Genomic DNA, 23,430 nt, shown 5'->3' with positions numbered 1-23,430 from the left:
ATGGCGGTGCGGCACAAAGCCATCGCGGTCCTGATCGCGGCGGCGTCTGCCTGCCTCGCTGCCACAGGTGCGAGCCGCGCCGAGGAAATCACGCTCTATTCGACCAGGGAGGCTGCCCTGGTCGAGCCTGTCGTTGCGGCCTTCACGGAAGCCAGCGGCGTCAAGGTGAAAATCGTCTTCGTCGAGGACGGCCTCGTCAAGCGACTTACGTCGGAAGGCGCCGCATCGCCCGCCGATGTCCTGTTGACGATCGGGCTGGACAAGACCACGCAGCCTGCCGTCAGCGGCCTGACGCAGGCGATGTCGTCGACGCGGATCGAGCAAGCTGTGCCGGCAAATCTGCGAGGCGGCGGACAGTGGATTGCGCTCGCCATACGCCCCCGCGTCGTGATGGCGCGCAGGGACGATGCCCTTGCGGCTGTCGACTACGAAGACCTCGCGAGTCCGCAATGGCGCGGCAAGCTCTGCATACGCTCGCCGCTGCATCAGAACAATGTCGCGCTGGTTGCGGCCTATCTCGTCCATCACGGCGAGGCCGCGACGGAGGCCTGGCTCGCCGGCCTGAAGGCCAATCTCGCCCACAAGCCTGATCGCAAGGACAACGACGTGATCCGCGAGATCGCACAAGGCGCGTGCAAGATCGGCATCGGCAACACCGTGGCATTGGCGCAATTGCGCGACGGACGCGAAGGGGCCGACTGGCGTGCCTGGGCGATGGAGGTCAAGGCGGTGCCATCGACATTCAAGGGCGGCGGCACGCATGTGAACCTCACCGGCGCGGCCATCGCGAAACAGGCGCCGCATCCGGCGTTGGCGCGACAATTCCTCGAATTCCTTGTCACGCCGGCAGCGCAGCGGATCTTTGCCGCTGCCGAGTTGGAATACCCCGTGCTTGCAGCAGCGGAGCGTGCACCGATCGTTGCCGAAATGGGCACGTTCATCGCCGATGCAATTTCGATCGACCAGATCGCCGCACGTCAGCAGGCCGCGATCTCGCTTATCAAGAAGGTTGGCTTCGATGAGTAGGGTGGGGCATTACATCAAGGCCGCTCTGCACCAGATTCACTCGATCGCGGGCCTCGTGCTTGCGCTGCTGCTGGCCTTGATCGCGCTGACCGGCGCGATCATGAGCTTCGAGGACGAGATCGGCGACTATCTGAATAGCGGTATCATGCAGGTCGCGCCGCGCCAGGTGCCGGCGTTGATGCCGGACGAACTGGTGGCCCGGCTCAAGGCGGGGCAGGACCTCGGCAAGGTCTCGGCCGTCACGCTGTCGAGCGATCCGGCCGCGGCGGTGCGTGTCCGCTTCGCGCGCGACGAGCAGGGCGCGCGGCCGACATCGCTCTATGTCGATCCCTACGACGCGCACGTGCTGGGTGCGCCGCGTGGCGAGGAGTTCTTCGCGACCGTCCGCAGGCTGCATCGCTGGCTGCTGATCCCCGGCGATGCCAAGGGCTGGGGACGCCAGATCACCGGCATTGCCGCGCTCGGTCTGATCGTCATGCTCATCTCGGGCCTCGTGCTGCGCTGGCCGCGCCGCGCCGGCAGCGTGAAGATGTGGCTGAAACCCAATCTCGGACTCAGCGGCCGCGGACTGCACCGTTCGCTGCACGCCGTCATCGGCACCTGGGTGCTGCCGGTCTATCTGGTGATGACGCTGACTGGGCTGTGGTACTCGTTCGACTGGTACAAGGACGGCGTCGTCTGGCTGTTGTCGCGCCCGCACGTTGCCGCCGCGAAGATGCAGCCGAAGCAGCCGCGTGCGGCAGGGCGTCCTGAGCCGGTTCAGGCGGTGGGATTTGATCGTGCCTGGTCGACGCTCCAGCACGAGGAGGGCGATCGTTTCTCCAAAGCGCTGCTGACGCTGCCCGCCGGACCCGGCACGGTCATCCGGATCCGGTCGTGGCCGAAGGATTCGACGCTCGATACCACGCGTGACGAATTCCGCGTGGATGCGGTCACGGGGCAGGTGATCTCGGCGGAGCGCTATGCCGACAAGACGTTTGGCGAGAAGATCATCGCGAGCGTGCTCGACATCCATCGCGGCGCGTTCCTGGGCTGGCCCGGCAAGCTCGCCTTCATGATTGCAGCAGCATTGATGCCGCTGTTCTCGGTCACCGGCATTTTGCTTTATCTGTCGCGCCGCAGGCTGCGGCGTCCCGCGCCGCCGCCGCTCGGGCGGCTGGTTCCGGGCGAGTGAACGGTCGCGAAGGCTAGCCAAGCGCGCGGCAATCGTTCAAAAGCCCTTGGCCGTACTTGCCAGGGTTCACGCCATGAAACTCCCCACCGTCACCCCCGCCGATATCCGCCGCGCGCTGCTGCTCCGCGAGGAGATCGCGCTGCTTGATCTCAGGTACGAGGCCGGCTTCGCCACCGGCCATCCGCTGTTTGCCGCCAACATGGCCGCGGACCGGATCGCGATCGAGGCCGAGCTGCGGTTGCCGCGCAAGGACGTCGCGATCGTGCTCTATGATGATGCCGAGGGACTTGTTGCAACCGGCGCCGAGCGGCTTGCCGCGCTCGGCTACAGCAATGTCCGTGCGCTTGACGGCGGGCTGAAGGGCTGGCGCGCGGCGGGCTATCAGGTGTTCGAGGACGTCAATTCCTATTCCAAGGCATTCGGCGAGCTGGTCGAGGCGCGGCGGCACACGCCGTCGTTCAGCGCCGACGAAGTGGCAAAGCTGATCGCGGACAGGGCCAACATCGCCATCCTCGACGTCCGCCGCTTCGACGAATATGCGACCATGAACATTCCGGGCTCGGTCAGCGTGCCCGGTGCTGAGCTGGTACTGCGGGCAGGGCAGGCCGCGCCCGACCCTGAGACCACCATCATCGTCAATTGCGCCGGGCGCACGCGCTCGATCATCGGCACGCAGTCGCTGATCAATGCCGGCGTGCCCAACAAAGTGCGGGCGCTGCGCAACGGTACCATCGGCTGGACGCTGGCGCGGCACACGCTCGATCACGGTGCCGACAGGCGTGGCGCGATCGGGCCGTTCGAGGGCGGCCCGGCCAATACCCGCGACGTCGCCTATCGCGCCGGTGTTCGCCACATCGGCGCGAACGAGGCGAAGGCACTCGCAGCGCAGACCGATCGCACGCTCTATCGTTTCGACGTGCGCGACTCAGAGGAATTTGCGGCCGGCCATTTCCCCGGCTTCCGTCATTACCCCGGCGGCCAGCTCGTCCAGGAAACCGACATGGCCGCGCCCGTGCGCGGCGCGCGCATCCTCTTGACCGACGACCAGGGCGTGCGTGCCGACATGACGGCGTCATGGCTCGCGCAGATGGGCTGGGAGGTCTATGTGCTCGAAGGCGGTTACGGGGGTGAGCTCGAGGTCGGCCCGCCGCGCGTGCTGCCCAAGCCCGACCCGGCGCATCGCTACCGCCGGCCCTATGAGGGCACTGACGTCGCCGAGCGCGCGATGCAGGCCTATCTCGACTGGGAATACGGTCTCGTCGAGCAACTCCGGCTCGACGGTACGCACGGGTTTTACGTCATTTGACTGGGCGGCCACCGTAAACACTTACCGCCCCGCCATCTTCTCCCCATATCCAAACCCTATTGTGCTGCATCTCCCCCGCGGTCTATGAGCTGCGGCAAAGCTGTGACCTACGGAGATTCCATGCCAGCCCCAGGCCAAAGCCCCGAGCGGAACGCGAAGGCGCTGTTGCTCGAAGGCGTCAATGACAGCGCTGTCGACCTGTTCCGGAGCGCGGGCTTCACCAATGTCGAGCGGTTGACCAAGGCGCTGGACGGCGAAGACCTGCGGCGCGCGCTGAAGGGCGTGTCGCTGCTCGGCATCCGCTCGCGCACCCAGATAACCGATGAGGTGCTCGCGGCCGCGGACGGGCTTCTCGCGGTCGGCTGCTTCAGCGTCGGCACCAACCAGGTCGATCTCCTGGCGGCCCGCAAGCGCGGCATTCCCGTGTTCAACGCGCCGTTCTCCAACACGCGCAGCGTCGCCGAGCTCGTGATCGGCGAGATCGTGATGCTGCTGCGGCGCATCTTCCCGCGTTCGGTGTCGGCGCATGAGGGCGGCTGGGACAAGTCGGCGACCGGCAGCCGCGAGGTGCGCGGCCGCACGCTCGGCATCATCGGCTACGGCAATATCGGCTCGCAGCTGTCGACGCTGGCCGAAGCGATCGGCATGCGCGTGATCTATTTCGACCGCACCGACAAGCTGCGCCACGGCAACACCGAGCCGGTCGAGAAGCTGGAAGAGCTGCTGGCGCAGAGCGATGTCGTCAGCCTTCACGTGCCCGAGACGCCGGAGACCGCAGGCATGATCGGCGAGACGGAGCTGCGGGCGATGAAATCAGGCTCGTTCCTGATCAACAATAGCCGCGGCACCGTGGTCGATCTCGATGCGCTCGCCGGCGCCTTGCGCGACGGCCATCTCGCCGGCGCAGCCATTGACGTGTTTCCGGTCGAGCCGTCCTCGAACTCGGATCGCTTCACGAGCCCGGTGCAGGGCCTCGAGAACGTCATCCTCACCCCGCATATCGGCGGCTCGACCGAGGAAGCACAAGAGCGCATCGGCGGGGAAGTCGCGCGAAAACTGGTCGACTATTTCATCACGGGATCGACCATGGGCGCGGTGAACTTCCCGGAGGTGCAACTGCACTTACGTCCCGCCGGTGCGCGCTTCAGCCATGTCCATCGCAACGTGCCGGGCATGCTGAGGCGGCTGAACGAGGTCTTTCTCCAGCGCGACATCAACATTGTCGCGCAATACCTGGAGACTGCCGGCGACCTCGGCTACGTCGTGCTCGACGCCGACCTGGCAGGCCAGGATTCAGATGCATTGCTTCAGCAGATCCGCGCGCTCGACGGAACGGTCGGCGCGCGGCTGGTGTTCGAGCACTAGGCCGGCGTCACGTTCCAGTTGCATTACGCTGCCAAGGTTCTCTAAACTGTCGTTATTCTCGGCGTGTGACAAATCGCGTCGAATTTGAGCTTCAGTTGCGTGGGTGCCGCCATGGAACGGGACGCCGTACTGATCGATCTCGCGCTTCAAGGAGGCGGCTCGCACGGCGCCTTCACCTGGGGCGTGCTCGACCGTCTTCTGGAAGAGAAGTGGCTCACCATCGCCGCGATCTCCGGCACCTCCGCGGGCGCGATGAATGCGGCCGTGCTCGCAGACGGGTGGATCGCGGGTGGCGCCGAGGGCGCGCGCGACGCGCTCGAAAAATACTGGCGCCGCGTTTCGAAGGCTGCCGCCTTTAGTCCGCTCCAGCGCTCGCCGCTCGATCGACTGATGGGGCGCTGGACGCTCGATACGTCGCCCTTCTACATCCTCACCGATTTGATGTCGCGCGTGCTGTCGCCCTACGATCTCAATCCGACAGGCTACAATCCGCTGCGCGCGGTGCTGGCCGAGAGCATCGATTTCGAGCGGCTCGCGAGCTCGCCAATAAAGCTGTTCGTCACCGCGACGCGGGTGCGCACCGGCCGTGGCCGCATCTTCCGCAATGCCGAGATCACGGCGGACGTGCTGTTGGCATCGGCCTGCCTGCCGACCATGTTCCGCGCGATCGACATCGACGGCGAGCCCTATTGGGACGGCGGCTTCGCCGGCAACCCCACGATCACGCCGCTCATTCGCGAAAGCGATGCGCACGACACGATCCTGGTGCAGATCAATCCGACCGAAACGCTCGAAGAGCCGCGGACGGCTGCGGAGATTCTCAATCGATTGAACGAGATTTCGTTCAATTCACCCCTGATGAAGGAATTGCGCATGATCGCGCTGCTGCGCCAGGCGGCCGACCCCGGCAGCGGCGAGGGCGCGCGCTGGGCAAAGATGCGGACCCACCGCGTCAAGAGCGACATGCTGGCGAAGTTCGGCGCGTCATCCAAGCTCAACGCCGAATGGGAGTTCGTCTCGATGCTGCGCGCCGAGGGGCGCCTGGCCGCGGACGCGTTTCTCGCCGCGCACGGTGCCGACATCGGCCGGCAATCGACCGCCGATCTCGACGTCCTGCTGTCGGAGTGCTGAGACATGGGTCTTCTCGGCCTCCTCGTCGGGCTCGCCCTGCTCGTCCTGTTCGCTTTTCGCGGCTGGAGCGTGCTTCTGCTGGCGCCGTTTGCAGCGCTCGTTGCCGCGTTGTTCGGCGGCGAGCCGCTGCTTGCGAACCTGACCCAGGTGTTCATGGTGCATGCGGCGGGATTTCTGGCCCAGTTCTTCCCGATCTTCCTGCTTGGCGCGGTCTTCGGCAAGCTGATGGACGATAGCGGCGCGGTCACGTCGGTCGCCGCCTTCATGGCGGAGCGCCTCGGCGAGCGTCGCGTGATCCTGGCGGTGGTGCTCGCCGGTGCCGCGGTGACCTATGGCGGCGTCAGCCTGTTCGTTGCATTTTTCGTCATCGTCCCCATGGCCCGCTCGCTGTTTCACGCGGCTTCGATCCCGCGTCGCCTGATCCCGGCTGCGATTGTGCTGGGGACGTCGACCTTCACCATGTCGGCCTTGCCGGGCACGCCGTCGATCCAGAATGCGATCCCGATGCCGTTCTTCGGCACGACGCCGTTCGCAGCGCCAGGTCTCGGCATCATCGCCTCGCTCATCATGCTCGTGACAGGGTTGTGGTGGCTGCACCGCGCTGAAGCCGCAGCGCGCCGCGCCGGAGAAGGCTATGGCGACGACATCGAGGGCGCGACCGAGCGCGCCGCCGCCGACGAGCTCGTGCGCGAGCGCGCCACGACCGCGCGCGAGTTCGATCCGGCGGAACTCCAGCACGGTCAGCGCAGCGAGCGGCCGTCGCCCGTGTGGAGTGCGATCGCGCCGCTGATCGTGGTCGTCATCGTGAATTTGGTGATGTCGCTCGTGGTGCTGCCGCGGCTCGATGTCAGCTATCTCGCCGAGCAGCGTTTTGGTGAAACGACGCTCGCGGCCGTCGCAGGCGTGTGGTCGGTCGCGGTCGCGCTGACTGCGGCCATCGTCACGACCATCGTGCTGAACCGGGCCCGCCTGCCGGCGCTTCGCCGCACCATGGACGCCGGGGCCAATGCATCCGTCCTGCCCGCGTTCAGCGTCGCCAGCCTCGTCGGGTTCGGCGCGGTCGTCGCCTCGCTGCCGGCGTTCACGATCGTGCGCGACTGGGTGCTTGCGATCGAAGGCGGACCCCTGGTCTCGCTAGCGGTTGCGACCAACATCCTGGCCGCGCTGACCGGGTCGGCGTCAGGCGGCCTGACCATTGCGCTGGACGCGCTCGGCCAGACCTATGTCGAGCTCGCCGCGCGCACCGGCATCGCCCCTGCGTTGATGCACCGCGTCGCGGTGATCGGCTCGGGGACGCTCGACATCCTGCCGCACAATGGCGCAGTGGTCAGCCTGCTCGCGATCTGCGGCCTGACGCACCGCGACAGCTATTTCGACATCGTGATGGTCGGCATCGCGACGTCGCTGCTGGCGCTGGTGGCTGTGATCGCCCTGGGCAGCGCGCTGGGATCGTTCTGAAGGAAGGCCAGCGCAAGCGATTGACGGAAGGGCGAAGGTTGCATTGAATGCGGCCAACCGTCGGATACAAAAATAGGGAAAGCCAGGGTGGAAACGATGACGCGAAAGAACGCGAAGCGGTGTGCATTGCTCGTGGGTGCGGCGGTCGCGCTGAGTGCGAATGCCGTGTCGGCGGCGACGCTGGCGGAGGATGCGGAGATGGTCTGCAAAAGCCTCGCTGGCGGCGCCGATGCCGTGAAGATCGTTTCCGCGACATTGCTGGCGCCGTCGCAACTGGCTGTCGCCGAGCGCGGGCCGACGCCGTCTGGGCGCATCACGCCGGCCAATCCCGGTTTCTGCAAGGTGCTGGGTCACATCGACCCAACCGATCCCAAGGCGCCGCCGATTAAATTCCAGGTCAACCTTCCCGTCGAATGGAACGGGCGCTCCGTTCAGTATGGCGGTGGGGGCTTTAACGGCGTGCTGATCACCGGCCTTGGGCTGCCGCCGGCCTATCCGTTCGACAAGCCGTCGCCGCTGGCGCGCGGCTTCGTCACCTACGGCACCGATTCCGGCCATGAGTCCAAGCCAGGCGAGCCGCCGCAACTGTTCGCGCTGAATGACGAAGCCTTCGAGAATTTCGCCCACCGTGCCTACAAGAAGGTGCGCGACGCCGCGGTTGGGCTGATGGAGCGCACATACGGCAAGAAGCCGGAAAAAATGTACTTCATGGGCTCGTCCGAGGGCGGCCGCGAAGGCCTCACCATGGCGCAGCGTTACCCTGATGATTTCGATGGCATCTTCGCCCGCGTGCCCGTGATCAACTGGGTCGGCCTGCAGCATGCCGGCACGCGCTCGGGGCTCGCGACCATGGGGGAGGGCTGGATCAATCCGGCGCAGGTCAAGCTCGTGGCCGATTCCGTGCGGCAGGCTTGCGACAAGGCCGACGGCTCCGATAATGCGCTGGTGCAGGACCCCGTAGCCTGCAAGGCAGCGTTCAAGGTCGAGACGCTGCGTTGTGCGGCGGGCCAGAGCGGCGATCAGTGCCTCACCGATGCACAGATCAAGGCCGTGAACACGCTGCACGGGACCTACAAATTCCCGTTCGCGCTCGCCAACGGGCTCGACGATTATCCGGGCTGGGGCGTGTCGGGCGAGGATGCGGCGGCGATCGGACCGACCGGTGGCTGGGTGGCGTGGTGGCTTGGCACAGCGCCACCCGCGCAGCCGCCTGCCCCCAACAACGGCATCGCCTGGATTTACGGCGCCGGCGGCATTCAACATGTGTTCGCACGCGATCCCAAGCTCGACGTCACCACCTACAAGGTCGAGGAGCACAAGGCGCGGCTGCTAGAGGTCTCGAGCCTGATGGATTCGACCGATCCGGATCTCAGCCGTTTTCGCGGACGCGGCGGCCGGCTGATCATGCTCGAGCACATGGCCGACTATGCGCAGAGCCCCTATGCCGGCATCCGCTATTTCGAAAGCGTCGAGCGCAAGCTCGGCAAGGCCGAGACGGCGGAATTCGCGCGGCTCTACACCGCCCCCGGCGTCGACCATGTCGGCTCCGGCGCGCCGGCCAATGTCGACATGCTGAGCGCATTGGTCGACTGGGTCGAGAAGGGCAAGGCGCCCGGCGATCTCGAAGTTAGCGAGCAGAAGGTCGAGGCGCCGTCGTTTGCCGTGTTGCGCGCGATGCCGCTGTGCCGCTGGCCGTCCTGGCCGCGTTACAAGAGCGGCCCGGTCACGGAGGCGTCCAGCTTCACCTGCGCGCCGTGAGGCGGCTCTTCACCTCTCCCGCTTGCGGGGAGAGGTCGGATCGCTCTTGCGATCCGGGTGAGGGGGTACAGGTCCCTCGACGATCTCACGTGTGGAGAGAGGCCCCTCACCCCGACCTTCTCCCCGTAAGAACGGGGAGAGGGGGAAGAAGAGCCTAATGCACCGGCCCACCGGCCGCCTTCACGCGCCGCGTCAGCAGCACCGCGATCGCGGCGATCACCAGCACGATGCCGATCACGGCAAAGGCGTCGGAATAGCCCATCACCAGCGCCTGGCGCTTGACCGTCTTGCCGAGCGCGATGATGGCCTGCTCGCGCGCGGCGTGGGGGTCGGGCACGCCGTGGGCCATGAAGTAATCCGTCATCTGCGCGATGCGGGTGCGGACTTCCTCGCGGCCGAGCGTGACCGACTGGCCGATGATGTTGGAGTGGAACTGCTCGCGCTTGGTGATGATGGTCGCGAGCGTCGCCGTGCCGATCGCGCCGCCGAGATTGCGGAACATGTTGCTGATGCCGGAGGCCGCGGCCGCGTCCTGCGGCGCGATGCCGCCTGTCAGCACCGAGGTCAGCGGCGTCAGCACCATGGCCTGTCCCACGGCACGCACGATGTTCGGAATCCAGAGCTGGTCGCCGGCATAGTCCGGCGACATCGCCGTGTTCATGAAGCAGCTATAGGCGAAGATCAGAAGGCCGGTGATCGCGATATAGCGCGTGTCGAAGCGTTGCATCAGCTTCGGGATCAGCGGGATCAGCACGAGCTGCGGCAGGCCGGTCCAGGCCAGCACGTTGCCGATCTGCTCGGCGTTGTAGCCCTGCGCCTGGCCGAGATAGGCGGGCAGGATATAGACCGAGCCGAACAGCGCGAAGCCGACCATCGTCATCGCAATGGTGCCGAAGCCGAAATTACGCTGCGTCAGGAGACGCAGCCGGATCAGTGGCTTCTCGATCGTGAGCTCGATCGTGACGAACAGCGTGAGGCTGACGGCCGCGATGATCGCCAGCTTGACGATGAAGGGCGAGGAAAACCAGTCATCCTTGTTGCCCTCCTCCAGCACGGCCTGCAGTGCCGACAGCCCGATCGCCATGGTGAAGATGCCGGCCCAGTCGCCTTCCTTCAACAGACTGAGCTGCATCTTCTGCTTCTCCAGCGTCAGATAGAGCGCGGCCACCATCACCGCGGTCGGAATCACGTTGACGAAGAAGATGGTACGCCAGCCGTAGTTCTCGGTGAGATAGCCGCCGATGGTCGGGCCGATCGCGGGGGCGAAGGTGACGGACAGTGCGAAGATCGCAAGACCGACGGGCTGCTGCGGCTTCGGCAGCTTGGTCAATACGAGCGTGAACGCCATCGGGATCAGCACGCCGCCGGCAAAGCCCTGCAGGCCGCGCATCGCGATCATCGACGGCAAATCATGGGTGAAGGCGCAGGCGACCGAGAACGCCGCGAACAGCGTCGCGCTCGCCAGCATGTAGCGGCGGAACGAGAACACGCGGCTCAAATAGTCGGTCAGGGGGATCACGATGATCTCGCCGATCAGATACGACGTCGAGATCCAGGAGCCGTTGTCGGCGCCGGTTCCGATGCCGCCCTCGATGTTGGCCAGCGAGGCGTTGGTGATCTGGATGTTCAGGATCGCCATGAACGAGCCGATCATGGCGGCGAGCACGGCGATCCAGATCGCGGCACTCGCGCGGTTCGGGTCGGCTATTGCCGGATCAGGCGTCGCGGCCGGTGTTGCTGGCGTCGAAAGTGAGAGGCTGTTTGACATGGCACGACCCTCCGGAAACGAGCTTCGCCTTTACGTTTGCCTTGGGCGCCGCGGCCGCATTGGCGGTCGGCGCGGTCGAACGTGTTGCAATGGTTGGGATCACGGACATGCCGGGGCGCAGCGCGATCGCGGGACCGTGCGCGGCATCGAGCGCGATCTTGACGGGGATGCGTTGCACCACCTTGGTGAAATTGCCGGTGGCGTTGTCGGGCGGCAGCAGCGCGAATTCCTGGCCGCTCGCCGGCGCGATGGAATCGACGTGGCCGTGCACGACCTGACCCGGGAAGGTGTCGACCTCGATATCGACGGCCTGGCCGGCCTGCACGTGGGTCAGCTGCGTCTCCTTGAAATTGGCGACGACATAGGCGCCCTCGGCCGGCACGATCGCCATCAGCTGGGTGCCCGCCTGCACGAACTGGCCGACGCGCAAGGAGCGGTTGCCGACCACGCCGTCGATCGGGGAGACGATCGTGGTGTAGCCCAGATTGAGCTCGGCCTGACGCTGGAGTGCGGCCGCGCGTGCGGCGGCGGCCCTGGCTTGCAATATCTCGGCGTTGAGGAGATCGACCTGCTTCAAGGCGGAGGTGAGATTGGCGATATCGCGCTGGATCGCCGCGTCTGCGCCGGCGTCGCGCGCTTGCGCCTGCTGCGCGTTCTGCACGCTGCCGAAACCCGTTGCCGCGAGATCGGTGTAGCGCTTGTTCTCCTGCTTCGCGAAAACCTTCGCGGCATTGTCGACATCGATGGTCGCTCTTGCCGCCGCGATCACGGCTTGCTGGACCTCGAGCTGCGCTTGCTTGCTCGTCACCGTCGCATTCGCGGCGGCGACATCGGCCTTGGCCTGGTCGAGCGCGACCCGGAAGTCGCGATCGTCGATCCTGGCGAGTACCTGGCCGGCCTTCACATGCTCGTTATCGCCGACCAGGACGCGGTCGAGGTAGCCGCTGACCTTTGGCGCGATGGTGGTGTTGTCGGCCTTCACATAGGCGTCATCGGTGGAGACGAGGTACTGCCCAACGGTCCAGTAGTCGTAGCCGTACCAGCTCGCGCCGGCCAGCGCGACGATCGTCGCACCCATCAGCAACAGCTTGCGGAGATTGAGTTTTTGCCGGCGGATGCCGGTCGGGGCGGTGGGCAGCACGCCCTCCGGCACGGTTGCTGGAATAGCGGTTTGGGTCGCAGCGGATGGGGTGGTGTGGACGGACATGGCCGGCTCCCCTGAATTAGGAAACTTGACGATTTCCAAAATGAGACTAGCTTTGGAATTGTCAATGGAATGACAGGCGTCATCTAAAAGCATGGCTCAGGCAAAACCTTCAGGTGAATGCCGCCCCCGCGGGCGGCCGCAACTGCGCAGCGACGAGGAGACGAGGCGGATCGTCTTCGATGCAGCGCGCAACGCCTTCGCCGTCGACGGCTATGCCGCGACCAGCACCGAAGAGCTGGCACGTCGCGCCGGCGTCTCGACCAAGACGCTCTATCGCCTGTTTCCGGGCAAGGCCGCACTGTTCGAGGCGATGTGCGCGGACAGGCTCGAGCGGCTGCTCTCCGCCGTGGATCTGCAAGGAAGCGACGAGGTCGATATCGCGACGGGCCTGCGTGCCGCGCTGCTGGCCTGCGCCGATCTCGCACTCGATCCGGAGGTCGTGGCGCTGCAGCGCATGGTGCTGCAGGAATCCGCCGCGTTCCCCGAGCTCGCCGCCAACTTCTACAACAACGGCATTTCCCGCACCGTCAGGACGCTCGCGGGCTGGCTGCGCGTCCAGGTCAAGCGCAAGCGCATCGCCATCGATGATGCGGAGGAAGTTGCCGGCATGCTGATCGGCATGGTCGCATCGGCGCCGCAGCGCGCGGCGATCTATGGCGACATGCCGCTGCCGTCACGCAAGCAGATCGAGCGCCGCGTGCAGACCTGCGCGGCCCTGTTCCTCGATGGCTGCCGCGCCCCCGTAGCCGTCTCCCTTTGACAATCCGGTTCGGCTCGGCTATCTATTTCGCATGCGAAATAAAGAAGCCGCAGCGAGGCATCATCGGCTTATTTACCTCCTGAACGTCGCGCAACGCCGTTTGCAGCGCTGGATGGCGGCGCAGCCGCAGAACGAGGTCACGCCGGCGCAGGCGGGGCTGTTGTTCATCCTCGGCAAGCAGGACGGCGTGCTGATGGGCGAGGCAGGCGCGGCGCTCGACATGGGGCCGGCCGGAATTTCAGGGCTCGTCGATCGCAGTGCTGCGGCGAGGCTGGTCGAGCGGCGGGCCGATCGCGAGGACGGCCGGGCCTGGCGCGTATGGCTGACGCCGAAGGGGCGCACCGTGCTGGCGCAGGCGAAGACTGACGCGGCGCAGATCAACGCCGCGTTGACGGACGGATTTACCAGCGCGGAGATCGACATCGTCGCGCGCTGGCTGACCAGCATTCAGGACAAGTTTCCAAGACCTTCAGACGACTAAAGGAGAGACCCATGACCGAGCACGTCCGGATCGAGAACAACAATGGAATTCTCACCATCACGCTGGCGCGCCCCGACAAGAAGAACGCGCTGACGGATGCGATGTACGGCAAGCTCGCCGACACCATCGAATCCGCCGAGTTCGATCCGTCCACCCGCGTGGTCCTGATCCGCGGCGAGGGTGACATGTTCACCGCCGGCAACGATGTCGGCGAATTCGCCGCCGTCGCAGCCGGCAAGTCCGAAGGCAGCCGCAACGTCGTGCGCTTCATCCAGTCGCTGGCGCGCTGCACCCGGCCGCTGGTCGCGGCCGTGCAGGGCCGCGCCGTCGGCGTCGGCACCACGATGCTGCTGCATTGCGACCTCGTCGTGCTCGCCGACAATGCGCAATTGTCGACGCCCTTCGTCAGCCTCGCGCTGGTGCCGGAGGCCGCCTCGAGCCTGCTGATGCCGGCACGCATCGGCTACGCCCGCGCCTACGAGATGTTCGCGCTGGGCGAGACCGTACCGGCCCGGTCGGCGCTGGAATGGGGCCTTGCCAATCGCGTGGTGCCGCTCGACAAGCTCGATGCCGAGGCGCTTGCGCTCGCGCAGCGGCTCGCTCGCCAGCCGGCCGGCGCGCTTACTGCGACCAAGAAGTTGATGCGCAACGGCGAGGCGCTGGTCGCACAGATGCAGGCCGAAGGCGAGCAATTCGCGCAGCGTTTGCGCACGGCGGAAGCACGCGAGGCCTTCACCGCCTTCGCCGAGCGCCGGCCGCCGGATTTCACCAAGGTTGCCTGATTTCGCTAGTCTTAAACCGCTTACAGACCGGGCACTTCCGGCAATTTGACTAAAACCTTAACCGATCCTTGGCATGTCGCGATGCAGGGTGGCCGGCAGTACAATGCAGGCCCCCTGACTCATGGCAATGTTTAAGAAATCGGTAAGCTCGCTTCTCCTGACCTTGATGGCCCTGCTGGCCGCCGGTGCGCTGGCCTCTACGGCGATCCAGATGTTCGGAGCGTTCGGTCGCTACAGCGACAGTCTCGAGACGGCGCGGCTCGCCGCTGCCGACAAGGCGATCTTCCATGGCGTGCTCGCGTTGCGCAACAATCGTGGCGATGCCCAGAGCGCCATCCTTGGCGAGGACGATCCCAAGGCAAAACTCGCTGAAGCCGAGAAGGCCGAGCAGGGCGGCTATGAAGGGATCAGCGCCGCGCTCTCGACCGTCGATTTCGCACGCCGCGACGAGCTCGCCAGCACGCTGAAGCAGCGCTGGAACGAAGCCGCGCCGCAATTCCAGCTGTTCTACGACGAGGCCAAGCTTCCGCGCGCCGAGCGCAAGATGGAGCGGACCAATTCCTGGTACGACGCCGTCACCAAGGTCATCGACACAGCGAACCTCGCCTCCACCGCGGTGTCGAACCGCGCCTGGATGAACGATCCCTACATCGCCCGCATGATCCAGGTCCGCCGCTTCGCCTGGCAGGTGCGCGACCGTTATGGGGTCCATTGTTCGTCGCTTCGCTCGAACATCAACAGCAGCAAGCCGCTCGACGACGTTCAGAAGCGGTCGGTGGCGCAATGGGATGGCACGATCACCTCCGGCTGGGCGGGCATGGCCGAGTTGCTGGCTGCGCCCGACGTGACGGCGGAGCTGGTGACGGCAGCGTCGGACGCGAAGACCAAGACCGATGGCGTCCTGAAGCAGATCGGCGATCTCACCAAGAATCTCGACGGCAGCGGCAAGCCCGCGATGCCTGCCTCGGAGTGGAATACGCTCTGCCAGTCGCCGTTCCCGCTCATTGTCGGGGTCGCGACCAAAGCGCTGGATCAGTCGATCGCGCGTGCCGAGGCCGTGCAGACCAAGGCGCTCACCAACCTCATCGTGCAGTCGCTCGCGTTTCTGCTCGCGCTCGCCGTGACCCTCGCCGGCGTCTACGTGGTGCGCAATCGCCTGATGCGCCCGGTCCGCGCCATCCTCGACGCCATCGCGCGAATCGGCGCCCGTGATTATGCGACGCCCGTGCCGCGATCCCGATATCCCGACGAGTTCGGCACCATGGCTGCCGCGCTCGAGAGCCTGCGCGAGAGCGCGGCGACCGCCGAGCGGCTGGGCCAGGAACGCGAATCGCAGCAGGCGTTGCAACTCGCCCGCTCCGGCACCGTGGACGACGCATGCCGCAGCTTCGACGACACCGTGCAGGCGGTGATCCACAGTGTCGCGGCGTCGGCGAGGGAGCTCGATGCCACCGCGACCGATGTGCGCACGCTGGTATCAGAGTCGACCAGCCAGACCGCGGCAGTCTCTTCCGCAGCCGAGCAGGCCACCAACAATCTCGAGACCATCGCGGCCGCGACCGAGGAACTCTCCGCATCCGTCGGCGAGATCTCCGCACAGGTGCAGTTGAGCGCCCGCGAGGCGCGCGAGGCGGTGTCGCAGGCCGAGCGGACCAACGCGACGGTCGAGATCCTCGATCAGACCGCGAGCCGGATCGGCGAGGTCGTGAAGATGATCAACGCCATCGCCGGCCAGACCAATCTCCTGGCGCTGAACGCGACCATCGAGGCGGCGCGTGCGGGCGAGGCCGGCCGCGGCTTTGCCGTGGTCGCCGGCGAGGTCAAGAGCCTCGCCGCGCAGACCGCAACCGCAACCGAAGAAATCTCGCGCCAGGTCGAGGAGATCCAGAGCGCGACGGGCCAGGCCGTGACCGCCATCCGCTCGATCGGGGGCGCCATCAGCGGCATCGACGAGAAGATGACGGCGATCGCAGCCGCCGTCGAGGAGCAGCGCGCGGCCACCACCGAGATCTCGCGCAACTTCCAGCAGGCCGCTCAGGGCACCCGCGAGGTCACCGACACCATCGGCAGCGTCGCGAGACTCAACCAGGAAACCGGCAACGCCGGCACGGTGCTGTCCGAATCCGTGAAGAAGATGTCGGGCGATGCCGATCGTCTTCGCGTCGCGGTCGAAGGCTTTTTGGGGGCCGTGAAGACCGCATAACTTCGATCGTCATCCGTCTGGGCGTCGCGCGAACGGCATTGCCGCCGCTTCACGCGGCGGGTACATCTGTGCCGCTGCGGGAGTGCAGCAACAGACGTATCAAGGATGGAGAGTTCGATGCCGGTCACCCCACACAAGGCCCAGCGCCCCTATCGCGGCGTGTTCCCGGTTGCGCCCACCATCTTCGACGAGCGCGGCGAGCTCGACCTCGAGGGCCAGCGCCGCTGCATCGATTTCATGATCGATGCGGGCTCGAACGGTCTCTGTATCCTCGCCAATTTCTCCGAGCAGTTCGTGCTCACCGATGCCGAGCGCGAAACCGTGATGCATGCGGTGCTGGAGCATGTCGCGGGCCGGGTTCCCGTGATCGTCACCACCACGCATTTCAGCTCGGCCGTCTGCGCCGCACGCAGCCAGCAGGCGGAGGCGGCGGGGGCCGCCATGGTGATGGTGATGCCGCCCTATCACGGCGCGACCTTCCGCGTGCCCGAGAAGGGCATCGTCGAATTCTTCAAGGTGCTCTCGGGCGCGATCAACATTCCCGTCATGATCCAGGACGCGCCTGTCGCCGGAACGCCGCTGTCGGTCGAGCTGCTCGCGCGGCTGGCGCGCGACTTCGCCAACATCCGCTATTTCAAGATCGAGGTGCCGGGCGCGGCGGCAAAGCTGCGCAGCCTGATCGAGGCGGGCGGCAAGGATATCGAAGGCCCGTGGGATGGCGAGGAAGCCATCACGCTGCTCGCCGATCTCGACGCCGGCGCCACCGGCGCGATGACGGGCGGCGGCTATCCCGACGGCATCCGCCAGATCATCGATCCCTATTTCGCCGGCAAGCGCGAGGAGGCAAAGGCCGCCTATGAGCGCTGGCTGCCGCTGATCAACTACGAAAACCGCCAATGCGGCCTGATCGCCTGCAAGGCCATGATGCAGGCCGGCGGCGTGATCAAATCGGACACCGTGCGGCATCCGCTCCAGCCGCTGCACCCGGCGACGCGGGCAGGGCTGCTGGAGCTCGCCAAGGAGCGGGATGCGCTGGCGTTGCGGTGGGGGAAGTAGCGCCGTACCCACTCGGTAGTCGCCAGGTCTCTCGGCAGTCCCCGCCTACGCGGGGACGATGCCGAGTGTGAGGTGCGCGCTGGCCTGATCCCGCCGGTTTCCGTCTGGCTGAGGGCGTCGAATTAGCGCGGTTCGGGCGGTTTTCCGCACGCCGGCGATGACATATTGTACGCTCCTTGCACGCTCGCCAACCAGGTCCGCGGAGCTTCTCAAGACGTCGCTGAGCAGCTCTTCATTATGCCGCTATTCCGAGCCAGGTTGGAGCGAGCCGACGAAACAGGGAGGCAGTGCCATGACGATGAGGCCGGATCCCACCTTTCACGCATCGCCCAAGCTGGCGATGGAAGCACCAGCGGAGAACTTTGCATACACGTTGCTGCTCAGTCCGGATTTCTCAAAGCCGGATGCTCTCGCGGTCATCGACGTCAAGCCGGGATCGCCGACCTACAGCCAAATCGTCCACACGGTGACGATGCCCAACAAGGGCGATGAGTTTCATCACTTCGGCTGGAACGCCTGCTCCTCCGCCTTGTCGCCGCTCGCGGGACATGCCTTCATCGAGCGGCGCTATCTCATCATCCCCGGGATACGCTCGTCGCGGATCTACATCATCGATACCAAGCCCGATCCGACCAAAGCCAAAATCCACAAGATCATCGAGCCCGAGGAAATCTTCAAGAAGACCGGCTACTCGCGGCCGCATACCATCCATTGCGGGCCGGACGGCGTCTATGTGAGCACGCTGGGCGGCGGCGGCAAGGACGGCACCAACGGGCCTCCAGGCGTCTTCATCATGGATTGCGAGACGTTCGAGGTCCTTGGGCGGTGGGAGATCGACCGCGGTCCGCAGACGCTGCACTATGATTTCTGGTGGAACCTGCCGCGCGACTACATGGTGACGAGCGAATGGGCGTTGCCGCCGCAGTTCGAGAACGGGATCGTCGCGGAAGATCTGCTGGCGAACAAATATGGCCATCGTCTCCACTTCTGGGATCTCCGCGCCCGTCGCAACGTGCAGACCATCGACCTCGGCGCCAATCATCAGATGGCGTTGGAGGTGCGGCCCGCGCACGATCCGGTTCGCGAATACGGCTTCGTTGGCGTTGTGGTCGACACCACCAACCTCGAAGCATCGATCTGGACCTGGTGGCGCGAAGGCGGAAAATTCCACGCGGAGAAGACGGCGACGATTCCGCCCGAACCCGCGCCAAAGGAGCAGCTCCCGCCGCTGCTGCAGGGATTTGGCGCCGTGCCGCCGCTGGTGACCGACATCGACCTGTCGATGGATGACCGGTTTCTCTATGTCTCGTGCTGGGGCACGGGTGAAATGCGCCAGTACGATGTGAGTGATCCGCGAAAGCCGAAGCTTGCGGGCTCGGTTCACATCGGCGGCATCGCGCGCCGCACGCCCCATCCGAACGGCAAGGCATTTGCGGCCGGTCCGCAGATGGTCGAGATCAGCCGCGACGGCAAGCGCGTGTACTGGACCAATTCGCTGTATTCCACCTGGGATGACCAATTCTATCCCGATGGGGTTCCGGGCGTGGAAGTCATGGCCAATGTCGGTCGCGACGGCGGCCTCGAGCTCGCCAAGGACTATTTCGTGAGCTTCCCCGACGGATATCGCGCGCACCAGATCAGGCTGGAGGGCGGCGATTGTTCGACGGACTCCTTTTGCTACCCGTCGGCCTAGGCTGGCAGCACGGGAGTTGGCCGCTCGGCTGGCTGTGGCTCGCTCTTGTTGCGAGCGGTCTTTATCACGGGGTCAATCCGGGAATGGGATGGCCGCTCGCCGTGTCGGCCGGGCTCATGGACAAGAGCCCGCGCGCGCTGTTCCGCGCGTTGTGGGCTCTGGCGGCCGGACATCTCCTGGCAACACTTCTCGTGCTGCTGCCATTTGCGTTCCTGCTCGTGCTGGCCGAGTGGCAGCGTTCGATCCAGCTCGGCGCGAGCCTTCTCGTCATCGGCTTCGGCGTCTATCGGCTGATCGAGCGACGCCATCCGCGCACGCTGGCACGAATTCCGCCGACGCAATTGGCGCTCTGGTCATTCGCCGTTGCCATTGCTCACGGCGCGGCCTTGATGCTCGTGCCGATCTATCTCGGGCTCTGCCAGGCCTTCGAGCTCGATGCCGGCCATGAGGCGGCGGGCGCGCTGATGAAGGCAAGTCTTCTGAAGACAAGTCTCGGGATGGCGGTGCTGGTGTCCCTGGTGCACGTTGTCGCCATGGTCAGTGCCGGCGGGTGTCTGGCGTGGCTGGTCTACCGCTATCTGGGATTGAGGTTCGTCGCGCGAAGTTGGTTCAATCTGGATGCAATCTGGGCAACCAGCCTCATTCTGGTTGGCGCCGTGGCGCTCGCCTTCAATCTCGCGAGCTGGCGCTGAGGCCTACTTCGCCAACGCCCACTCGCCGACAAAGCGGAAGCGCGCCCTGGCATCATCCTGCTTGAACAGCGCGATCCGGTCGATCGCCAGCGTCTCGAGACCGAGCGCCGAAAACCTCGCGCGCAACATCTCCAGGATCGGCCCGCGCCGCTCCGCATCCAGCCGTCCCGTCAGCGTCATGTGGAAGCGGAATTCTTCCATCACGTACGGGTAACCCCAGCGGTCGAGATAGTCGCGTTGCCGCTCGGTGAGTTTGTCGGGCTTGCGCCGCGCGCGGTCTTCCGCCGTCATGGGCGCGCGGAAGTCGTCGAATTCGCGGACGCAATCGGCGGCAAGCTGCTGGAGCGTACCCACGGGCTCGGTCGGAATCACCGCAATGAAGCCGCTGATGGAGTCGACGACCGGACGGATTGACGGCATCGGCCGCGCCTTGCCGGCAAAGGCGGCGCAGACTGCGATGAGCTCGGCTTCAGTCCTGCCGGGCGCCAGCGCCATCGGCGCCTTCAGCGTGCCGTGGAAGCCGTATTTGCGGGGATCGGCCGTGACGTCGCGCCAGTCCGGCGCAACACGCGATGCGTCGGCTGGGAACGGCATCTCGTCGCCGGTGTAGACATCGTAGCCGAGCAACTCGGCGCCGAAGCGGGAGAGGGCGCTGTCGGCGCCGGCGGCAAAATAGATCGCGTAGCGGGGAAAATCTGTCATCGTCCGAGCATAACCGGTTCAGGCCGCAACGACAGCCTCGCGCGGCGTCGCCGCCGCAGCGAGCAGTCGCGTCGCATCGGTGAGATGCACGAGCTTTCCGCCTGATACCACCGCGATCAGCCGCGGCCGCAGCGGCACGCTGTCGTCGACCAGCAGCATGTCGGCGCGGCGTCCTTCCGCGAGCACGCCGCGATCGGCAAGGCCGGTCGCGCGCGCTGGTCCCGCAGAGACCAGATCCCAGGCCTTCGGCAGCGGCAGCACGCCGTCGGCGACAAGGCGGAACGCGGCGAGCAGCTGCGCGGGATAGTAATAGTCCGACGCCAGCACCGAGCAGAGCCCCTTCGCGATCATGTCGGATGCCCGGGTCCAGCCGGTATGGCTGCCGCCGCGCACGACGTTCGGCGCACCGTAGACGATGGCATCGCCCGCGGACGCGGCCGCCCGCGCGGTCTCCTCGTTGATCGGAAACTCCGCGATGTCAGCGCCCAACTCGCGAAACTCCTGCCGCATCGCCGGCGTCGCATCGTCATGCGAGAGCATCCGCACCTCGGCTGCGCGAGCAGTTGCGGCAAGCCGCGACACGGAAGCCGGCACTTCACTGGCCCGCGAAAGCACACGCTCGACCAGCCGGTCGAATTCCTCGCCCGAGAGGCCGGTGCGCTCGACCATGCGGTTGCGCTTGCGCGGCTTGGCCATGTCGGCAACGGTGCCGTCCATGTGGTCGTTGAAGGCGAACAGGTCGACGCGGCCCTCGGCGAGCCACTGGCCGATCTCGGCCTCTGCATCGAGATTGTAGGTCTCGTGCCGCAGGTGGAAACGGGTATCGGCGGCGAATTGCGGGCGCTGCCGCTCGATCGCCTCCATCAGGGTGCGCGCATTGCCGGCGCTGCGCAGGCCCGGCTCCCACGAACAGGTCGTGGCGTGAAACACCGTGGTGATGCCGTTGCTGATCGCCTGGCGGTCACTGTCGGCGAGCGCGACGTCGATCGGGAAGTCGACGCCGGCGCGCGGCATCATCTGCCGCTCGAAGGCATCGCCATGCAGATCGACGATGCCGGGCAGCACCAGCAGGTTGCGCGCATCGATCGCCAGCCGCGCACGGCCGCGAGAGGCATCGACCTGCGCAATGTCCGCGCCGGACACCAGAATGGAAGTTTCGACGAGCTCGGAGCCGATCAGGGCCCGGCCGCCCTCAAGGAAGATGTCTGTCAAGCGACCGCGCTTCGTTTGCTGGCAGGGGAACGGGTGAGGGAGCTTGCCCGTGCTTCATATGCCGAGAGGAAATCTTCAATCCCGAGCTTGCGGAAATCGGGCAGTGCTTCACGCAATTTGTCGTGATCCCAGTCCCACCAGGCGAGTCGGGCCAGCCGTCCGGCGACGTCTTCCGAGAACCGCCGCCGCACGATGCGCGCCGGATTGCCGGCGACGATGGTGTAGGCCGGCACGTCCTTGGTGACGATGGCGCCCGCCGCGATCACCGCGCCGGTGCCGATGTTGCGGCCGGGCAGCACGATCGCGCCATGGCCGATCCAGACGTCGTGGCCAATATGGACGTGATGCTGGCGCCGCCAGTCGAAGAACTCGGTGTCGTCGCTCTCGCCTTCGAAGTAGGCGCTGGAACGATAGGTGAAATGCGCCTGCGTCGCGCGATGCATCGGATGATTGCCGGGATTGATGCGGGTCATCGCCGCGATCGAGCAGAATTTTCCGATCGTGGTGTAGGTGATCTGGGCGTCGTTCACGACATAGGAGTAATCGCCCATCGCGACTTCAGTGAGGATCGTGCGCGCACCGACTTCGGTATAGGTGCCGAGCCTGGTCTCATGCAGCTTCGCCGAAGGGTCGATGGTCGGTTGAACCGAGAGCGTTTTGCCGGCCATGCTGCATCCGATAGGTCGAGGGCGGGCGTACCTCTTCGAGCGGCCTGATGACAATGTCATGACGATGCGATGACAGGGGAAGAGGTGTGTAGGATCGCCGCACCGCAACGCCGGTGTCACACAAGTGTCAAGTGCCAGCGCTAGCGGTGGCAGCCAGCTACTCTGGAGCCCTCTATGCTGGTGGTTGAAGGTCTGACGTGCCGCTTCGGCGCAAAAGCCGCGGTGGACGACGCTTCGTTTCAAATCTCCCCCGGCGGCTTCGTCGGTGTGATCGGGCGCTCCGGCGCCGGCAAGTCGACCATGCTGCGCATGATCAATCGCCTGGCGACGCCGACGCAGGGCCGCATCCTGTTCGACGGCCTCGACGTCACCGCGCTGCGCGGCAAGGAGCTGCGGCAGTGGCGGGCGCGCTCGGCGATGATTTTCCAGCAGTTCAACCTGGTCGGCCGGCTCGATGTGCTCACCAACGTGCTGATGGGGCGTCTTGCCACGATGCCGGCCTGGCGCTCGCTGACGCAGACCTGGCCCGAGCACGACAAGGCGCTGGCGATGTCGGCGCTCGAACAGTTCGATATCGCCTCACTCGCCGCCCAGCGCGCCGACCAGCTCTCCGGCGGCCAGCAGCAGCGTGTTGCGATCGCCCGCGCGCTGGTGCAGCAGCCCGACATCATCCTCGCCGACGAGCCGATCGCCTCGCTCGACCCGCGCAACACCAAGATCGTGATGGATGCGCTGCTGCGCATCAACAAGCATTTCGGCATCACCGTGCTCTGCAACCTGCATTCGCTCGATCTGGCGCGCAGCTATTGCGATCGCCTGATCGGCATGGCGCAGGGGCGCGTGGTGTTCGACGGCGCGCCGGCCGAATTGACCGACCACGTCGCGCGCGAGCTCTACGATCTCGAAGCCTCCGACGTCATGGGCGGAATGCCTGTGCCGGCGCCTGAAGGCGTGCCGGCGCTCGGAACGGCCGCGGCCGCCTGAGCTG

Annotated in this window: 20 protein-coding genes; 15 read left to right on the top strand and 5 right to left on the bottom strand. The window is 65.9% G+C overall.

Annotation, left to right across the window (positions count from 1 at the left end; all coding sequences use genetic code 11):
- The 7 genes from AB7G19_RS39090 to AB7G19_RS39060 all read left to right on the top strand — a co-directional run bounded on the left by AB7G19_RS39090 (position 1) and on the right by AB7G19_RS39060 (position 9,218).
- Positions 1-1,026: an extracellular solute-binding protein gene (locus tag AB7G19_RS39090; protein ID WP_085400019.1), complete on the top strand. Its 1,026-nt coding sequence runs from the start codon at positions 1-3 to the stop codon at positions 1,024-1,026.
- The gene (locus AB7G19_RS39085) at positions 1,019-2,200 is read left to right on the top strand and encodes a PepSY-associated TM helix domain-containing protein (protein ID WP_085400021.1); all 1,182 of its coding nucleotides are present in this window, start codon (positions 1,019-1,021) and stop codon (positions 2,198-2,200) included. The genes AB7G19_RS39090 and AB7G19_RS39085 overlap by 8 nt, the downstream gene beginning before the upstream one ends.
- A gap of 73 nt (positions 2,201-2,273) precedes the next feature.
- Complete coding sequence (locus AB7G19_RS39080; RefSeq protein ID WP_441268787.1) at positions 2,274-3,506, top strand: rhodanese-like domain-containing protein; 1,233 nt, start codon at positions 2,274-2,276, stop codon at positions 3,504-3,506.
- A gap of 120 nt (positions 3,507-3,626) precedes the next feature.
- Positions 3,627-4,871 carry a phosphoglycerate dehydrogenase gene (gene serA, locus AB7G19_RS39075; RefSeq protein WP_085400059.1) on the top strand — a complete coding sequence of 415 codons (1,245 nt, stop codon included), beginning with the start codon at positions 3,627-3,629 and terminating at the stop codon, positions 4,869-4,871.
- Positions 4,872-4,982: 111 nt separating this feature from the next.
- On the top strand, positions 4,983-6,002 hold the full coding sequence (locus AB7G19_RS39070; protein ID WP_085400024.1) for a patatin-like phospholipase family protein: 1,020 nt from the start codon (positions 4,983-4,985) through the stop codon (positions 6,000-6,002).
- Between the two features lie 3 nt (positions 6,003-6,005).
- The gene (locus AB7G19_RS39065) at positions 6,006-7,460 is read left to right on the top strand and encodes a GntP family permease (protein ID WP_085400026.1); all 1,455 of its coding nucleotides are present in this window, start codon (positions 6,006-6,008) and stop codon (positions 7,458-7,460) included.
- A gap of 96 nt (positions 7,461-7,556) precedes the next feature.
- Positions 7,557-9,218: a tannase/feruloyl esterase family alpha/beta hydrolase gene (locus AB7G19_RS39060; protein ID WP_085400028.1), complete on the top strand. Its 1,662-nt coding sequence runs from the start codon at positions 7,557-7,559 to the stop codon at positions 9,216-9,218.
- Between the two features lie 154 nt (positions 9,219-9,372).
- Here the strand turns inward: AB7G19_RS39060 and AB7G19_RS39055 are convergent, their stop codons facing one another.
- Both AB7G19_RS39055 and AB7G19_RS39050 read right to left on the bottom strand, forming a co-directional pair.
- Positions 9,373-10,986 (bottom strand): MDR family MFS transporter, encoded by a 1,614-nt coding sequence (locus tag AB7G19_RS39055; protein ID WP_085400030.1) that lies wholly within the window; start codon positions 10,984-10,986, stop codon positions 9,373-9,375.
- Positions 10,934-12,193 (bottom strand): HlyD family secretion protein, encoded by a 1,260-nt coding sequence (locus AB7G19_RS39050; protein WP_085400031.1) that lies wholly within the window; start codon positions 12,191-12,193, stop codon positions 10,934-10,936. Before AB7G19_RS39050 ends, AB7G19_RS39055 begins: the two co-directional genes overlap by 53 nt.
- A gap of 91 nt (positions 12,194-12,284) precedes the next feature.
- On the opposite strand from AB7G19_RS39050, the gene AB7G19_RS39045 reads away from it, so the two are divergent.
- The 7 genes from AB7G19_RS39045 to AB7G19_RS39015 all read left to right on the top strand — a co-directional run bounded on the left by AB7G19_RS39045 (position 12,285) and on the right by AB7G19_RS39015 (position 19,860).
- Complete coding sequence (locus AB7G19_RS39045; protein ID WP_085400033.1) at positions 12,285-12,953, top strand: TetR/AcrR family transcriptional regulator; 669 nt, start codon at positions 12,285-12,287, stop codon at positions 12,951-12,953.
- A gap of 31 nt (positions 12,954-12,984) precedes the next feature.
- On the top strand, positions 12,985-13,434 hold the full coding sequence (locus tag AB7G19_RS39040; RefSeq protein WP_085400034.1) for a MarR family winged helix-turn-helix transcriptional regulator: 450 nt from the start codon (positions 12,985-12,987) through the stop codon (positions 13,432-13,434).
- An 11-nt stretch (positions 13,435-13,445) separates the two neighbouring features.
- Positions 13,446-14,216 (top strand): enoyl-CoA hydratase, encoded by a 771-nt coding sequence (locus AB7G19_RS39035; protein ID WP_085400036.1) that lies wholly within the window; start codon positions 13,446-13,448, stop codon positions 14,214-14,216.
- A gap of 121 nt (positions 14,217-14,337) precedes the next feature.
- The gene (locus tag AB7G19_RS39030; RefSeq protein WP_085400038.1) at positions 14,338-16,419 is read left to right on the top strand and encodes a methyl-accepting chemotaxis protein; all 2,082 of its coding nucleotides are present in this window, start codon (positions 14,338-14,340) and stop codon (positions 16,417-16,419) included.
- Between the two features lie 117 nt (positions 16,420-16,536).
- The gene (locus tag AB7G19_RS39025; RefSeq protein WP_085400060.1) at positions 16,537-17,475 is read left to right on the top strand and encodes a dihydrodipicolinate synthase family protein; all 939 of its coding nucleotides are present in this window, start codon (positions 16,537-16,539) and stop codon (positions 17,473-17,475) included.
- A 292-nt stretch (positions 17,476-17,767) separates the two neighbouring features.
- Positions 17,768-19,168 carry a selenium-binding protein SBP56-related protein gene (locus AB7G19_RS39020; protein ID WP_071909224.1) on the top strand — a complete coding sequence of 467 codons (1,401 nt, stop codon included), beginning with the start codon at positions 17,768-17,770 and terminating at the stop codon, positions 19,166-19,168.
- 83 nt (positions 19,169-19,251) lie between these two features.
- Positions 19,252-19,860 carry a hypothetical protein gene (locus AB7G19_RS39015; RefSeq protein WP_085965313.1) on the top strand — a complete coding sequence of 203 codons (609 nt, stop codon included), beginning with the start codon at positions 19,252-19,254 and terminating at the stop codon, positions 19,858-19,860.
- Positions 19,861-19,863: 3 nt separating this feature from the next.
- On the opposite strand, the gene AB7G19_RS39010 is transcribed toward AB7G19_RS39015, so the two are convergent.
- From AB7G19_RS39010 to AB7G19_RS39000, 3 genes are read right to left on the bottom strand one after another with little or no spacing between them, the layout of a single operon-like run.
- A complete protein-coding gene (locus AB7G19_RS39010) occupies positions 19,864-20,562 on the bottom strand; it encodes a DUF1045 domain-containing protein (protein WP_085400041.1) in 699 nt (232 codons plus the stop codon).
- An 18-nt stretch (positions 20,563-20,580) separates the two neighbouring features.
- The gene (locus AB7G19_RS39005; RefSeq protein ID WP_085400043.1) at positions 20,581-21,774 is read right to left on the bottom strand and encodes an alpha-D-ribose 1-methylphosphonate 5-triphosphate diphosphatase; all 1,194 of its coding nucleotides are present in this window, start codon (positions 21,772-21,774) and stop codon (positions 20,581-20,583) included.
- Positions 21,771-22,442, bottom strand: a complete 672-nt coding sequence (locus AB7G19_RS39000; RefSeq protein WP_085400045.1) for a chloramphenicol acetyltransferase — start codon at positions 22,440-22,442, stop codon at positions 21,771-21,773. Before AB7G19_RS39000 ends, AB7G19_RS39005 begins: the two co-directional genes overlap by 4 nt.
- A 174-nt stretch (positions 22,443-22,616) precedes the next feature.
- Here AB7G19_RS39000 and phnC point away from each other — a divergent pair, with 174 nt between their 5' ends.
- Entirely contained in the window at positions 22,617-23,426 is an 810-nt protein-coding gene (gene phnC / locus AB7G19_RS38995; protein ID WP_085400046.1) for a phosphonate ABC transporter ATP-binding protein, read from the top strand.
- Positions 23,427-23,430: the final 4 nt, after the last annotated feature.

The organism is Bradyrhizobium sp. 215_C5_N1_1, assembly GCF_052075935.1.
Classification (GTDB): domain Bacteria; phylum Pseudomonadota; class Alphaproteobacteria; order Rhizobiales; family Xanthobacteraceae; genus Bradyrhizobium; species Bradyrhizobium barranii.
The sequence above is the reverse complement of the archived record's forward strand: the minus strand, read 5'-3'. Positions and strand labels throughout refer to the sequence as shown.